Below are 14046 nucleotides of genomic sequence, written 5' to 3' on the forward strand. Positions count from 1 at the left end.
CGACGACAAGCATGCCGGGAGGACGCCATGAAGAGTTTCAAGGTCGCCGATTTCAAGGCACCGCTGCAGGAGTTCGACGAGGCGACGCCGCAGCCCACGGGCACGCAGGTGCTGATCAAGGTGAAGGCTGCCGGGGTCTGCCACAGCGATCTCCACATCTGGGAAGGCGGCTACGATCTTGGTCACGGCCGCAAGCCGCTGTCGCTGAAAGACCGCGGCATCAATCTGCCGCTGACCATGGGCCACGAGACCGTCGGTGAAGTCCTGGCGTTCGGTCCCGATGTGAAGCCGACCGACCAGGGCGACCTCAAGCTCGGGGACGTCGGCCTGGTCTATCCCTGGATCGGTTGCGGCAAGTGTGCGACGTGCCTTGCCGGTGACGAGAACATGTGCCTGACGCCGCGCTCGCTCGGCGTCTATTGCGACGGCGGCTATTCCGACCACATGCTGGTGCCGCATCCGCGCTACCTGCTCAATCTCAAAGGGCTCGATCCTGCCACGACCGCGCCCTATGCCTGCTCGGGTGTCACCACCTACAGCGCGCTGAAGAAGGTCGAGCAGCATTTTGACACGCCGATCGTGATGTTCGGCGCCGGCGGCCTCGGGTTGATGGCGCTGTCGCTGCTCAAGGCGATGGGCGGCAAGGGCGCGATCATGGTCGACATCGATGCCAGGAAGCGCGAGGCCGCGGAGAAGGCCGGTGCGCTCGCCACGGTCGATCCCAAGGCGGGCGACGCGTTGGAGCAGCTCGCAAATAAAGCGGGCGGTCCGATCCGCGCCGTGATCGATCTCGTCGGCAACTCTGCCACGACGCAGCTCGGCTTCGATTGCCTGACCAAGGGCGGCAAGCTCGTCATCGTCGGCCTGTTCGGTGGCGGCGCGACCTGGGCGCTGCCGCTGATTCCGATCAAGGCCGTGACGATCCAGGGCAGCTATGTCGGCAACCTGCGCGAAACGCAGGAGCTGCTCGATCTCGTGCGCGCCAAGAAGATCCCGCCGATCCCGGTGACGACGGCGCCGCTCAGCAAAGCCAACGATGCGCTGTTGCAATTGCAGCAGGGCGCGGTGGTCGGGCGCACGGTGCTGACGCCGTAACATTTCTTTACGTCATTCCGGGGCGGTCCGAAGGACCGAACCCGGAATCTCGAGATTCCGGGTTCGATGCTTTGCATCGCCCCGGAATGACGGCTCTCTTTAGGAACTCCCATGTCCGCAAACAACGCCTTCCACATTGCCGTGCTTGCCGGTGACGGCATCGGTCCCGAAGTCATGGCGCCCGCGCTCGAGGTGCTGCGCAAGATCGAGACGAGGTCAGGCCTGCGCTTCCGCTTTACCGAGGCGGCTGCCGGCGCCAACAACTATCTCGCCACCGGCAAGTCGATGCCGGACTCGACCATCAAGCTGTGCGAGGAGGCGGACGCCATCCTGCTTGGGGCCTGCGGCCTGCCGTCGGTGCGCTATCCTGATAACACCGAGATCGCGCCGCAGATCGAGCTGCGCTTCATCTTCGATCTCTATGCCGGCGTGCGTCCGGCGCGTCTCATTCCGGGCGTGCCGAGCCCGATCGTCGGTGCCGACAAGCGCGGCATCGATCTCGTCGTGATCCGCGAATCCACCGAAGGCCTGTTCGCCTCGATGGGCAAGGGCATCGTCACCCATGAGGACGCGCGCGAAACGCTGGTCATCACGCGCAAGACCTCGGAGCGGTTGTTCGAATTCTCGTTCCGCCTCGCCGAGCGGCGGAAGGCGCGCGGCAAGCAGGGCAGCCTCGCGTGCGTCGACAAGGCGAACGTGTTCAAGGCGTTTGCCTTCTTCCGCCGGATCTTTGACGAAGCCGCCCAGCGTCATCCCGATGTGAAGACGGATCATCTCTATGTCGATGCCTGTTCGGCGATGCTGGTCAAGCGTCCCTGGGATTTCGACGTGATGGTGATGGAGAACATGTTCGGCGACATCGTCTCCGACATCACCGCGAGCCTGATCGGCGGCCTCGGCATGGCGCCGTCGGCCGATATCGGCGACAAATACGCCGTGTTCCAGCCGTGTCACGGCACCGCCCCTGATATCATGGGGCAGGGCAAGGCCAATCCCACCGGCATGATCCTGTCGGCCGCGATGATGCTGGACTGGCTCGCCGACAAGCACGGCCTCGAAGGCGTCGCGGAAGCCGGCGAACAAATCGAGCGGGCGGTGGACCAGGTCTATGCCGGCGGGCTCAAGCCGATGGAGTTCGGCGGCAGCAACGGCACGGCCGATATCACCAGGGCGGTGCTCGGGGCGCTGTAGCGAGCGTACCCAAAAAAGGGGCCTTGCGGCCCCTTCGTCATCTACCAGCGGTGCCAGTAGCGGTGCCGCCAGCCCCAGGGACGTCCGTAGAACGGGCGCGGGCCATAGTAACCATAGGCGCTATAATAGTTCGGGCGCCACCAGCAGCGGCCCCAGGCGTTGCAGACCATCCGCACCTGGTCGACCTGGGCGGCCGGACCGCCGGCGACCTGATCAGCTTGGGGAATGCCGTTCGGCATCGCCGCCAGCGCTTGTCCCGACGCCAGCGCCGCGCTGCCGAGCGCAGCCAGACCAAGAACGGCAAGTTTGAGTTTCATCGCGATCTCCCTCGTTGGTGGCGGGAGAACCTGCGGCGGATCAATTGGTTGCTATCGCGATGCGGGGAAGTGAGGAATTTAATCTTGGTGAATGAAGGTTCAGCTTAGGTGAGAGTTCCTGGTGTGCTTGGTCTCTCCACCTCGTCATTGCGAGCCACCGGGTCCGCGCGAAGCGCGGCCGATGACAGGCTCCGCGAAGCAATCCAGAATCCCACCGCGGAAGATTCTGGATTGCCTCGTCGCAAGAGCTCCTCGCAATGACGGTGGCGAGAGATGTGAGCCTCACAGCGACGGAGGAGTCACTTTCCCCTGAACTGGGGCTTGCGCTTCTCCATGAAGGCCTGCCGGCCCTCGCGGAAATCGGCGCTGTCCATGCAGGCGGTGCCGATCGCCTTGATGGCGCCCATGTCGCGCGCGCTTTCGTCCTTCAGCACCTCTGCGATGGTGATCTTGGCGGCCTTGATCGCGAGCGGCGCGTTCTGCGAAATCGTCAGTGCAATGGCCATGGTCTCGCCCCAGAGCTGGTCGTCCGGGATCACGCGTTCGACGAGGCCAATGCGCAGCGCCTCGCTGGAATCGATGCGCATGCCCGTATACATCAACAGCCGCGCCCAGGACGGACCGACCAGCGACACCAAATGCTTCAACCCGTCATAGCCATAGGCGATGCCGAGCTTCGCCGCGGGAATGCCGAACTGGCTGTCATGCGCGGCGATGCGGATGTCGGCCAGCATCGCGACCTGCATGCCGCCGCCGAGGCAGAAGCCCTGGACGCAGGCAATCGTCGGCTTGGGGAAATCGGCGAGCAGCGCGCGCTGGGCCGCGCTGCGCTTGCCGTATTCCTCGGACGCGGCCGCGTTGTGCCTGACCTTCTCGAACTGGCTGATGTCGGCGCCCGAGACGAACGCCTTGCCGCCGGCGCCGCGCAGGATCACGACGCGCACCGCCTCGTCGTCGCGCAAGGACGTCAGCGCTTCGCCAAACCCCTCCCACATCTCCAGCGACATCGCGTTGCGCTTGTCGGGATTGTTGAAGGTGATGATTCCGACGCCGTCGGTGACCTGCTTGAGGATCTTGCCGTCGGCGTAGGGAGTCTCTTGGGACAGATCAGGCATCGCGCGCTCGCTTGTCGTTTGGCGAGGCACAATGTGCTGTCAGGCCGAGGCCCGGGTCAACCGCGGCCGGGGATGCGGCTCTGCATCCGCCCGTACCGCGATTGCATGCCTACTGCGCCATATGCGCGGTCAGCGGATGGTTGCCGGCATTGCTGAAGAACGCAGCCTCTTCCGCGGTGGCCTCGAGCAACTGCTCGTCCTGGTTATAGACGTCGTTGCGGAACTGGATGGTCTGGTCCTTGGTCATCCACGCCGTGAGATAGATCCAGGCCACCGGCACCTTCTTGGCCATGGCGACCTCCTGATGCTGACCGGTGGCGATCTCGGCGTCGATCGCCGCGCGCGTCCATTTCGGCTGGTCCTTGAGCAGCCAGGCCGCGAGATCGCGCACATTGTCGACGCGGGAGCAACCGTGGGAATCAAAACGGTAGTCGTCGCTGAACAGATTGCGCTGGTTGGTGTCGTGCATATAGACCGAATAGGAGTTCGGCATGTCGATCTTCACCGCGCCCAGCGCATTGAAGCTGCCGTTCTGCTGCCGCACGGTGAAGTTCGGCGTGTGCGTGCCCGACCAGTCGACCGAATGCGGATCGATCGGATTGTCGTGGGCGTCGAGCACCTCCATGTGCATGCGCGACAGATAGGTCGGGTCCTTGCGCATATGCGCCGAGATCTCGGTCTTGGCGATCGAGGAGGGCACCGTCCAGGTCGGGTTGAGCACCACGCCCGTGATCTGGGCCGTCAGCGTCGGCGAGGGTTTTTCGGTCTTGCCGACGATGACGCGATAGCGCCGCACCACGACATCGTTCTCGACCGCCTCGGCGAAGGCGGCGGGGATGTTGACCACGACGTAGCGTTGGCCGAAGGAGAAATTCGTGTTCTCCAGCCGCTCGAGCGAGGCCTCGAGCTGGCGGATGCGCTTTTGCACGGACACGTTCATCGCCGCGAGCGTGCGCGGCGTCATCGTGCCGGTCGGCGCAAGACCGTGTCGGGCCTGGAAGCGTTTCACGGCATCGGCCAGATCCTGGTCGAAGGCGCCGCTCGCCTTGTCGGCCGCGAGGTCACCGGACAGGATCAGGCGCTTGCGCAGGAGGTCGTCATCGGCGCCCTGGACGCCGAGCGCGAACTTGGCGTCCGCGGGAATCGTAGGCCAGCCGCCGCGCACGGCGAGATCGGAATAACTCAACGCCGCGTCCTTGATCCGCTGGGCGGTGCCCTCGTCATAGGTCGGCTCATGCGTCAGCGCGAGCGCCGCGGCGGAGCGGCTCTCGGCGGTCGACGCCGGGGCCGCGACTGCGGTTTTGGGCGCGGCGGCGTGAGCCGGGTTGGCGGTTGCCGGTACCGTCCCGGACGGGGCGGCGGGTTTGGGGCCGGCCTGGCCCGTGGTCTCGGTCTGCGCCAATGCGGACGCGCTGGCGAGCAGGCCCGTCGCGAACAGATTCGTGGCAATGATCACGGCAAGGCGTTTCGACATCTGTCTGGTCTTCCCCATGAGGACGAGGCCCGCAACGGACGCTCGCATCAGCAATTCCCGGCCGCCGTGCCGTGTGCGCCGATTCGTTAGAATCGGCGGCAATCTAGGGTCGTCAGGGTTGAGGCCCCATTAAGCACAGCGAATTAAAAACCCCGCGCCTCCCAGTGCGAAGGCTCTCGATTGGTCGCTGCAGAGCAGGAATGGGTTCGCAAAATCAACGCCGAATGGCGGGTCAATGACTAAAGAAAAAGGGGCGGCAAGACCGCCCAGAAACCGTGACCGCGCGCAGATCACGCGCAGGCCAATCTGATCCGTCAGATGGGTCCGTCAGTCCAGTCCAATCCGGCCACGCCGCCGTGACGTGGCGGATTGAACATCGGCCATGGTGGCCGGACCGCAGATCGGCTCAGCTTTCGTTCGCTGCGATCGATTCCATCAGCGAGACGAGCTGACGCTGCACCGTCTGATCCTTGATCTTGCTGTAGGCGCGCAGCAGGCGGAGGCTGAAAGCCGAGTCCAGGAACAGGAGGCTTTCGACTTCGCGGGCCTTGTTGTCGCCGTCATAGAAGAAGGTCACGGGCACGTCGAGAGCGGAGGCGATCTGCTGAAGCCGAGCCGCGCCGACGCGATTGACGCCCTTCTCGTATTTCTGGACCTGTTGGAAGCTCACGCCAAGCTTTTCGCCGAGCTCAGCCTGCGAGATCTTCATCTCGACGCGCCGCAAGCGGATCCGCTTGCCAAGCTCGATGTCTGGCTTGCCGGCACTGCGCTGCTTCATTCTCTTCGCCGCTGCTTTCATTTTGGTTTTCACCTTTGTTCTTCGGTTGAAAATCCCCCGAAGAGCTGGGTCAGGGGTTCGCCCATATACGAGTCCTTGAATTCATGCGGGTGCACGAATTCTTCCTTAAACCACGGGAAGCGAGCCGGATTGAAAGCTTCGATCAGCCAGTCAATCATGTGCCGCACGCGGGGAATCCGGCCGCTACCGGGATGGTAAGACAACCAGATATCCAGTGGTCGGTTCAATTCGACCTCCAGTGGAATCAACTTCCCGCCAAGCGCAATGGCATAGCTCGGGAAGACGCCGATGCCAGCGCCGTTCGCGACCGCCCAGTAGTTGGCGCTTGAGACGTTTGTCTTCATGACCAGGAGGTCACGTTCCTGAACGCCCGGGAAGAAGCTTTCAAAGGTTTCCTTGGCGGCGAGCTGGTCGGCGAATTGCAGCACCAGGCGGTGCTTGATCAATTCGTGGGCCGAGCGCGGCGTGCCGTATTTCTCAAGGTACTTTTCCGAAGCCCAGAACATCAGATGCATGCGGCCGAGCCGGACCAGCTTGACGTCGAGGGCCGAGGGCCGCGACAGATGGATGGCGACGTCGGCCTCGTGGCGGGAGACGTCGGCCGACCGCATCGCGCAATGCAAATCGACCAGGACTTTCGGATAGGCCTGCTGGAATTCGACCAGGCGCGGAGCAAGCCAGAACGTTCCCAACCCTTCCGTCACGGCGACGCGGACCTCGCCGGTGAGGGCGTTGGCGGTGGAATCGCTGGTGCGCAACACGTCGAAGGCCGCCGCCTCCATGCGCTCGACGGCAGACACCACCATCGCGCCTTCGTCAGTGAGGTGGGTGCCGTGGACGTCGCGGGTGAAAAGGGTCGTGCCGGTCTGGCGCTCAAAATCATCGATTCGGCGGCGGACAGCGTTGATCGACAGAGACAGACGTTCGGCCGCCGAGCGGAAACTGCCGCATCGAACGACTTCCAGAAATATGCGGGCCGCATCCCAATCGGAGAGGCCGCTGAAATTTGTTTTTAGGCGTTCCTCCAGGGGAACGCCCCTTTCCGCCAAGGAGTGCATACAAGTCCCTTCGGACCGCTAAACTGGCAGAATCTAGCGCAAACCACAACCACGACGGGTTGGGGAACGGTGAGTTTTGAACGGCATACTTACCGCGCCTGATATGGTATTGGAGTGTTGCTAGCACCGGGAATCGGGCAAATTGTTGCTCGGAAGAGGGGTAGTTGTGCGTTCCGTTGCGAGCCTTGACGTGGCTGCGGGATTGCCGGGTCCATGTGGATCTCAGGACGGCGTAGGCGATGACGCGCGTTCGCGGGAAATGGATCGATCATACCTGGCCAAGCGTTTCGTCCTCGACCGTTCCGACTTGCGCCGCGAAGCAATGCCGTCCGGAACCGCAGTTTCGACGCAGAAACACGTTGAATTCGTATTCGAGGGCTCGGATCCCTCGTGCTATCCTTCGGTCGCTTGGGGGGCCGAGGGAATCACTTCAAGCACGTCTCCAGCCTGAAATAACGGAAAGAACGCCGGTGTCGCATACAGACGAACAATTGCAGTCGGTGCTCGAGACGCTCGAGGAGTGCCGCAAGGTTCTCAACGAGAGCAACAGCCGCGAGTCGGCCGAGCTGCTCTCGATCGTCATCCTCGATGTCAGGATGAAGCTCAAAGGAATCGACAGCGCCGATCTCAAGGCCCTGTGCGACGAAATGTTGCGGAGCGCCGCCAGCGCGCCGCCGCCCCCCTCCAAGCAGACGCAGGACCAGCCCCGGCGTCCGCTGCTCCGCGTGGTGAAGTAGCCGCGCCGCCGAATCTCGCTTTTTGGCGAGAATTGTGCGCGTCCCGATGCCGCACCTGTGATCACAGACGGCATCGGGAGGAGCCCTGGTTTGATCGCGCCTCTGTTGCGCATTCCCCGGCATCGGCTACACCAGAGCCGGTTCGGCCCAAGTCACGTGCGCAGTCCCCGCGCCCGGCCCGAGGGCCCGGGATGGCTCCGACTGCATCATGCAAAATGTTTCGATTCCCGCGGCGATGATTGCCGGTCTCGTCAGCTTCCTTTCGCCCTGCGTCCTGCCCCTGGTCCCGCCCTATCTGATCTATCTCACCGGCGCCACGATCGAGCACGTCGAGAGCGGCGAGCCTGACACGGCGTCCAAGCGCGCCATCATGATGGCGGCGCTGCTGTTCGTGCTCGGTTTCTCCACGGTGTTCGTGGCGCTCGGCGCCAGTGCCTCGCTGATCGGCGGGCTGATCCGCGCCTGGTCGGCGGAATTGTCGATTCTTGCCGGCATCGTCATCATCATCATGGGTCTGCACTTCCTCGGGCTGACGCGGATCGGCTTCTTGATGCGCGAAGGCCGGCTCCCGATCCCGAAGCCCGTCGGACTCTGGGGCGCCTATATCATGGGACTCGCCTTCGCGTTCGGCTGGACGCCGTGCATCGGCCCGATCCTCGCCGCGATCCTGTCGATCGCGGCGGCCGAGGCGACAGTGACGAAGGGGGCAGGTCTGCTCGCGGTCTATTCCGCGGGCCTCGGCATCCCCTTCCTGATCGCCGCGCTGATGATCGAGCAGTTCTCCACGCTGTTCGCGCGGATGAAGGGCCACCTTGTCAATGTCGAGCGCGCCATGGGCGTGCTGATGGTCATCACCGGCATCGGCTTCCTCACCGGCGCGGTGTCGAATGTGAGCATCTGGCTGCTGGAGACGTTCCCGATGCTGCAGACGATCGGGTAGAGCGTTGCAAATCAGAAGGTTCACACGCCGCGTTGCGGGGTCCAGTTCTAATTCACGGCAAACCGCGCCATCGCCTCGCGGTCGACCTCGATGCCGAGTCCGGGATCGTCAGGCACGCGAACGATGCCACTACGGTGCTCGATCGGCTCTTTCAGGATCGCCTGCCGGATCGGATGCTCGGTGCGGTCGAATTCGAGCATTGGCTCGAGCGGCGCCAGCGAAGTTGGCGTATGCGAGGGCAGCACCGCGAGGAGCTGCAGCGAGGCGGCGATCGCGATTCCGGTGCCCCAGACATGCGGGTTGTAGCGGACGCTGAACGCTTCGCTCATGTCGGCGATCTTCTTGCATTCGGTGAGTCCCCCGGCCGCGCAAGTGTCGGGCTGGGCGATGTCGAGGGCATGCGAGGCAAACAGGTCGCGGAAGCCGAAGCGCGTGAACTCGCATTCGCCGCCGGCGATGGGAATGGAGAGCGCGGACCTCACCGTGCGATAGCCGGCGACGTCCTCCGGCGGCACCGGCTCCTCGAACCAGGAGATGTCGTGACGCTCGATCAGCCGTCCGAGCCGGATCGCGGCGACGGCATCATAGGCGTGGTTCGCGTCGACCATCAGAGCGACATCGCCGCCAATCGCCTCGCGCACGGCGTGCGTGACTGCAGCGTCTTCCTCGATGCCGAAGCCGACCTTCAGCTTTACGGCGCGAAAGCCTTCCGCGACATAGCTGGCTGCTTCCTCCGGCAGATATTTGAGGGGATCGCCTGACCTCCGCCGGTAGAGCCCGGTCGCGTAGGCCTGCACCTCCTTGCGCGCGGCGCCTCCGAGCAATTGATAGGCCGGAACGCCAAAATGCTTGCCCTTGATGTCCCACAGCGCGATGTCGATGCCACTCAATCCCTGGATCACCACGCCCTTCTGGCCGTGATCGCGCAGGCGTGCATAGATCATCTGCCACAGCACGTCGGTTCGCAGCGGATCCTCACCGACCAGCCACGGCGCGACGCTCTGCACGACGGCCGCAGTCATCCGCGCAGGACCGTAGCACTCGCCCCAGCCGGTCAGGCCGGTGTCCGTCTCGACCTCGACCAGCATGGCGGTGCGCGTGTCGTACCAGGCGCGCGAATAGGCGAAGGGCTGGGACAGTCTTGCTTCGAGGATGTGCGTCCGAATCCCGGTGATCTTCATCGTCCCGATCCCGTTCACCTTGTCTCGTCCAGCACGCATGTCACCGTGCAGACCACGCCGCGCGGCAGGAAGTCCATCGTTGCCTCGCCGCCGAGCTGGTCGCGGGCGCTGCGCTCGATCAGGCGCGAGCCGAAGCCGCGCCGCACCGGCTCCGTCACCGGGGGGCCGCCGGTCTCGGTCCAGATCAGCCGGAGCCGCGGCTTCGGTATATCGGCGATGACCTCCCAGTCCAGCGTGACCCTGCCGGTCTCGTTGGAAAGCGCGCCGTATTTCGCGGCGTTGGTCGCGATCTCGTGCACGATCATCGACAGCACCACCGCGAGCCGCGGCGAAAGCGGCACTGCGGGCCCTGACATGCGGATGCGGTCGGGATTTGCCAGCAGGAACGGCTGGAGCGCACGCGCGATCACGTCCCGCAGCTCCGAGCCCGCCCATTTCTCCTGGCTGAGAAGATTGTGCGCTTCAGCGAGCGCACTGAGACGCCCCTCGAACTTGGTCCGCTCGTCGCGGCTGGCGCTGCGAAAAGTCTGCACCGCGATCGCCTGCATCAGGGCCAGCGTGTTCTTGACGCGGTGGTTGAGCTCCTCGACCAGGAGATTGTGCAGCATCTCGCCGCGCGCGATCGTGGTCGCCATCCTGACGGCGAAGGTGAGGCCGATCAGCAGCAGCACGCCGCCGATCAGGCTCGTGATCGCGATGTTGCGCCAGAGCGGTGCGATCAGCGAGCTTTCTGGGACCCCGGCGGCGACCGTCCAGCCCGTCAGATGCGATCGCGTATAGGCGGAGGCGAGGGCAATGCCGTCGAGCGACACCGATGAGAGTGCAGCCTCGTCGCTGCGAAACATCTCGGCGTAGAGCGATGGCGCGGCGCGCTTTCCGAAGGTTTCGCCAGGGTTGGGCACGCGGGCGAACACGGTGCCCGTGGTGTCGAGCAGAGACACCGTCCACTCCGTGTTGGGCCGCTGCTTTTCGACGAGAGTCTGGAAGATGCCGATGGGCGGGCTGAAGCAGAGGTCGTAGACGACTTCGCCGTCGCGAAACACCGGAACCTCGACGGTGAGAACCTGACGATGATTGTAGACGCCATTGAACAAATCGGAATATTGCGGCGCCTTGATCGCGAACAATCTCTCCACGATCGCCATATTGCCGCGTGGCGGCAGGCTCGCAGTGTCTTCCGTCGTGGAGGAAAACAGGATGCGTCCCTTGCTGTCGGAGATCAGCACGAGGCCGCTCTTGCCATATTGTTCGAGGAAGCCGAGCGCGATACTGCGAAAATTGACAAAGTCGTCGTTGCGGAGCGAGTCGGTGAGCGCCAGCATCTGCAACCCGCCGGTCATCCGCTGCACCTCGGAATCCAGCACCAGGCGCATGCTGCGTACGTTCTCCAGCACGCGGCGGGTCGCATCGCTGCGGTCCTGCTTGTAATTGTAGAACGCGATGCCGACGGCGAAGACGATGAGCGGCAACATCGTTCCCGTGACCAGGAGAGCGAGCCGGACCGGCAGGGTGAGCTTTGACAAACGCGGGCGTCCCGATTCCGGCGCTTAAGCGCCGGATTATGATTTTGCAGAGAACCATACGGGCAGGAATTGCGCGGCGCCACGATTTTCGCATCGGGCGAGCAGGCCGAGGGGATTTTTGCAGCGCGGTCGCTGACGGCGCGGAACGTCGTTGCGTCAGCTCATGCTGATGGCAGTGAGCAGCAGGCACATGGCGTACACGGCCGCCAGGCTGAGCCCGGCAATGCGGGCTTCTCGATGCGGTGTCATGTGATCAGCTCCGAGAGAGCGGCCGCCCAGGAAGGCGGCCGCTCGTCCGGTTACGTCCTAGTCGATTTCCTGCACGACCGTGCGGGTGCCAGGATCGACCAGCATCACGCGATCGCCGGAGTAGACGTAGCGATATTGCGTCAGCGACGGACCCCAATCGGCCGGAACCGACTCGAGTTCGACATCACTTGGAACCTTCGCACCGACGATGATCTTCTCCTTCGTCGTCACCGGCCGCAGATGATGCTCGGTGACGTAGGATTTGATCCGCGTCCGGTATTGCGGCTCGATCTGGACCGCCGCGGTATGACCGGTTCCGGTCGTGGTCACCACGGTGGATTGTGCGAACGCGCCGGTCGAGACCATCAGCGCCGCCGCGGAAAGCAGGAACAGCTTTTTCATATCGTCCTCCTCATAACAAGCGCCGCACCAACATCTCACCGCCGATGACGTTCCCCAACGGATAGGAACAAATTGCTAGTTTTTCCCGTTTGCCATTGGACCGGGCGAGGAACACCCGGATTGGAGGAGGAGAGAATGAAGCTGAGGATCGCAACCGCAGCAGTGATGATCGCTGCATTTTCGTTGCCGGCGTTCGCGGCCGACGAGTTCTATGTCGTGCAGGACGTCAAGACCAAGAAGTGCACGGTCGTCGACAAGAAGCCGACGGACACGAGCATGACCGTCGTCAGCCCGTCGGGCACGATCTACAAATCGCGCACCGAGGCTGAGAGCGGCATGAAGACCGTCAAGGTCTGCACGTCAAACTGAGGAGGAAGCACATGCCAGTCTTGATCTTGTGGGCCGTGCCGGCCGTGCTGGTGATTGGCGGCGGCATCTATCTGATCGGCCATTTCCACTGATTCAAAACGAGCGTCGTGGCCGGGCTTGTCCCGGCCATCCACGCCTTGGCGAAGCCGAACGAAGAACGTGGATGCCCGGGCCTTCGCCGCGCCGAAGCGGCTTCGGCCGCGCAGGCGGGACAAGCCCGGGCACGACGACCATCAGACGTTCGAGATGTCAGAGATTGCTCTCGGTGATCGCGGCATAGACCATGCTGCGTAACTCGCGCCGGATCGGATAGGCGCTCGACGGCAGCACCTGGGTCATGAAGATCGTGATCAGTTCCTCGGCGGGATCGATCCAGAACGAGGTCGTGGCCGCGCCGCCCCAATTGTATTCGCCGGGGCTGCCCGCGATCAGCGTCTCGGCTGGGCGCATCGTCACTGCAAAACCGAGGCCGAAGCCGATGCCGTTATAGGTCGCCTCAGAGAACAGCGAGCGCGATACGTCCGGCAGTGCCTGTCCGCCCGGAATGTGGTTGGTCGTCATCAGCGCCAGCGTCTTCGGCCCGATCAGTCTGACACCGCCAAGCTCGCCGCCATTGAGCAGCGCCCGGCAGAAGGTGAGATAGTCGGCCATCGTCGAGCATAGGCCGCCACCGCCGGAGATGAAGGAGGGCGGAGACAAGAACGAACTCGTCGTCGGGTCGTCTTGCACCGTCAGGCCCTGCCGGCGCTGGCCGGCATGGAAGGTCATGCCGCCGCCGGGATCGGCGGAATAGCAGGCGGCGAAGCGATGCGCCTTCGAGGCCGGCACATGGAAATCGGTATCGGTCATCCCAAGCGGATCGAGGATGCGTTGCTTCAAGAACTGCTCGAAGGGAATTCCTGAGATCTTGCCGATGAGGTAGCCGATCACGTCGGTAGAGACGGAGTAGTTCCAGGACTCGCCCGGCGAGAACTCCAGCGGGATTTTTGCAAGGCTCTCGATCATGGTCTGGAGCGTACCTGATTTCTCGACCTCGCCGATCTTCTCGGCGCGATAGGCGGCATCGACGTTGGAGCGCTGCTGGAAGCCGTAGGTCAGACCGGACGTATGCCGGAGCAGGTCGACGATCAGCATCGGCCGGGACGGCGGCCGGGTGAGGAAGTTGGGCCAGCTGCCGGCGACGAAGACTCCGAGATTCTTCCATTCCGGAATGTACTTTGCGACCGGTTCGTCGATCGCGACCAGGCCTTCCTCGACCAGCATCATGAAGGCAACGCTGGTGAGCGGCTTGGTCATGGAATAGATGCGGTAAATGGTGTCGTCCTTGACCGGCGCCTTGCGCTCGATATCGGCAAGGCCTTGCACGGTGCTGTGGGCCACCTTGCCGCGGCGGTAGACCAGGAGATGCGTGCCGGGGAAACGGCCGGCATCGATGTACCTGGCCTTCAGATGGGCATCGACGCGGTCGAGCGCGGCCTTGGACATGCCCACGGATTCGGGCGAGGCGGGGGTAGGGGCGAGCATCGGTTCCTCCAGGCAGTTTGTCAGGCGTTGATAGCCGAAATGACGACCCTATTCCAAGCGGGACGCGCTTAA

14 protein-coding genes are annotated in these 14046 nt (G+C 63.6%); 5 read left to right on the top strand and 9 right to left on the bottom strand.

Annotated features, from left to right (window positions below):
- Positions 1-27 precede the first annotated feature (27 nt).
- On the top strand, positions 28-1095 hold the full coding sequence (locus XH98_RS40565) for an alcohol dehydrogenase (RefSeq protein ID WP_271621910.1): 1068 nt from the start codon (positions 28-30) through the stop codon (positions 1093-1095).
- Positions 1096-1206: 111 nt separating this feature from the next.
- Complete coding sequence (locus XH98_RS40570; protein ID WP_271621911.1) at positions 1207-2286, top strand: isocitrate/isopropylmalate dehydrogenase family protein; 1080 nt, start codon at positions 1207-1209, stop codon at positions 2284-2286.
- 41 nt (positions 2287-2327) lie between these two features.
- Here XH98_RS40570 and XH98_RS40575 read toward each other — a convergent pair whose 3' ends face one another.
- From XH98_RS40575 to XH98_RS40595, 5 genes are all read right to left on the bottom strand, one after another.
- Positions 2328-2603, bottom strand: coding sequence for a hypothetical protein (locus tag XH98_RS40575; protein WP_220000733.1), 276 nt, complete (start codon positions 2601-2603; stop codon positions 2328-2330).
- A gap of 299 nt (positions 2604-2902) precedes the next feature.
- Entirely contained in the window at positions 2903-3718 is an 816-nt protein-coding gene (locus XH98_RS40580) for an enoyl-CoA hydratase (protein WP_271621912.1), read from the bottom strand.
- A 109-nt stretch (positions 3719-3827) separates the two neighbouring features.
- Positions 3828-5192, bottom strand: a complete 1365-nt coding sequence (locus XH98_RS40585; protein ID WP_271621913.1) for a L,D-transpeptidase family protein — start codon at positions 5190-5192, stop codon at positions 3828-3830.
- Positions 5193-5598: 406 nt separating this feature from the next.
- Positions 5599-5970, bottom strand: a complete 372-nt coding sequence (locus tag XH98_RS40590; protein WP_020608151.1) for a helix-turn-helix domain-containing protein — start codon at positions 5968-5970, stop codon at positions 5599-5601.
- 29 nt (positions 5971-5999) lie between these two features.
- A complete protein-coding gene (locus tag XH98_RS40595) occupies positions 6000-7049 on the bottom strand; it encodes a LysR family transcriptional regulator (RefSeq protein WP_057753347.1) in 1050 nt (349 codons plus the stop codon).
- A 470-nt stretch (positions 7050-7519) separates the two neighbouring features.
- On the opposite strand from XH98_RS40595, the gene XH98_RS40600 reads away from it, so the two are divergent.
- Both XH98_RS40600 and XH98_RS40605 read left to right on the top strand, forming a co-directional pair.
- Entirely contained in the window at positions 7520-7786 is a 267-nt protein-coding gene (locus tag XH98_RS40600; RefSeq protein WP_057753345.1) for a hypothetical protein, read from the top strand.
- Between the two features lie 208 nt (positions 7787-7994).
- Positions 7995-8726, top strand: a complete 732-nt coding sequence (locus tag XH98_RS40605) for a cytochrome c biogenesis CcdA family protein (protein ID WP_271601792.1) — start codon at positions 7995-7997, stop codon at positions 8724-8726.
- A gap of 47 nt (positions 8727-8773) precedes the next feature.
- On the opposite strand, the gene XH98_RS40610 is transcribed toward XH98_RS40605, so the two are convergent.
- From XH98_RS40610 to XH98_RS40620, 3 genes are all read right to left on the bottom strand, one after another.
- Positions 8774-9907, bottom strand: a complete 1134-nt coding sequence (locus tag XH98_RS40610; RefSeq protein ID WP_271621958.1) for a mandelate racemase/muconate lactonizing enzyme family protein — start codon at positions 9905-9907, stop codon at positions 8774-8776.
- Positions 9908-9921: 14 nt separating this feature from the next.
- On the bottom strand, positions 9922-11379 hold the full coding sequence (locus tag XH98_RS40615; protein WP_271621959.1) for a sensor histidine kinase: 1458 nt from the start codon (positions 11377-11379) through the stop codon (positions 9922-9924).
- A gap of 357 nt (positions 11380-11736) precedes the next feature.
- Complete coding sequence (locus XH98_RS40620; RefSeq protein WP_271601793.1) at positions 11737-12081, bottom strand: DUF1236 domain-containing protein; 345 nt, start codon at positions 12079-12081, stop codon at positions 11737-11739.
- Positions 12082-12216: 135 nt separating this feature from the next.
- On the opposite strand from XH98_RS40620, the gene XH98_RS40625 reads away from it, so the two are divergent.
- A complete protein-coding gene (locus tag XH98_RS40625; RefSeq protein ID WP_057753337.1) occupies positions 12217-12450 on the top strand; it encodes a hypothetical protein in 234 nt (77 codons plus the stop codon).
- 249 nt (positions 12451-12699) lie between these two features.
- Here the strand turns inward: XH98_RS40625 and XH98_RS40630 are convergent, their stop codons facing one another.
- Complete coding sequence (locus tag XH98_RS40630; protein WP_271601795.1) at positions 12700-13974, bottom strand: serine hydrolase domain-containing protein; 1275 nt, start codon at positions 13972-13974, stop codon at positions 12700-12702.
- Between the last annotated feature and the right edge of the window lie 72 nt (positions 13975-14046).

This window comes from Bradyrhizobium sp. CCBAU 51745, assembly GCF_028128715.1.
Taxonomy (GTDB): domain Bacteria; phylum Pseudomonadota; class Alphaproteobacteria; order Rhizobiales; family Xanthobacteraceae; genus Bradyrhizobium; species Bradyrhizobium manausense.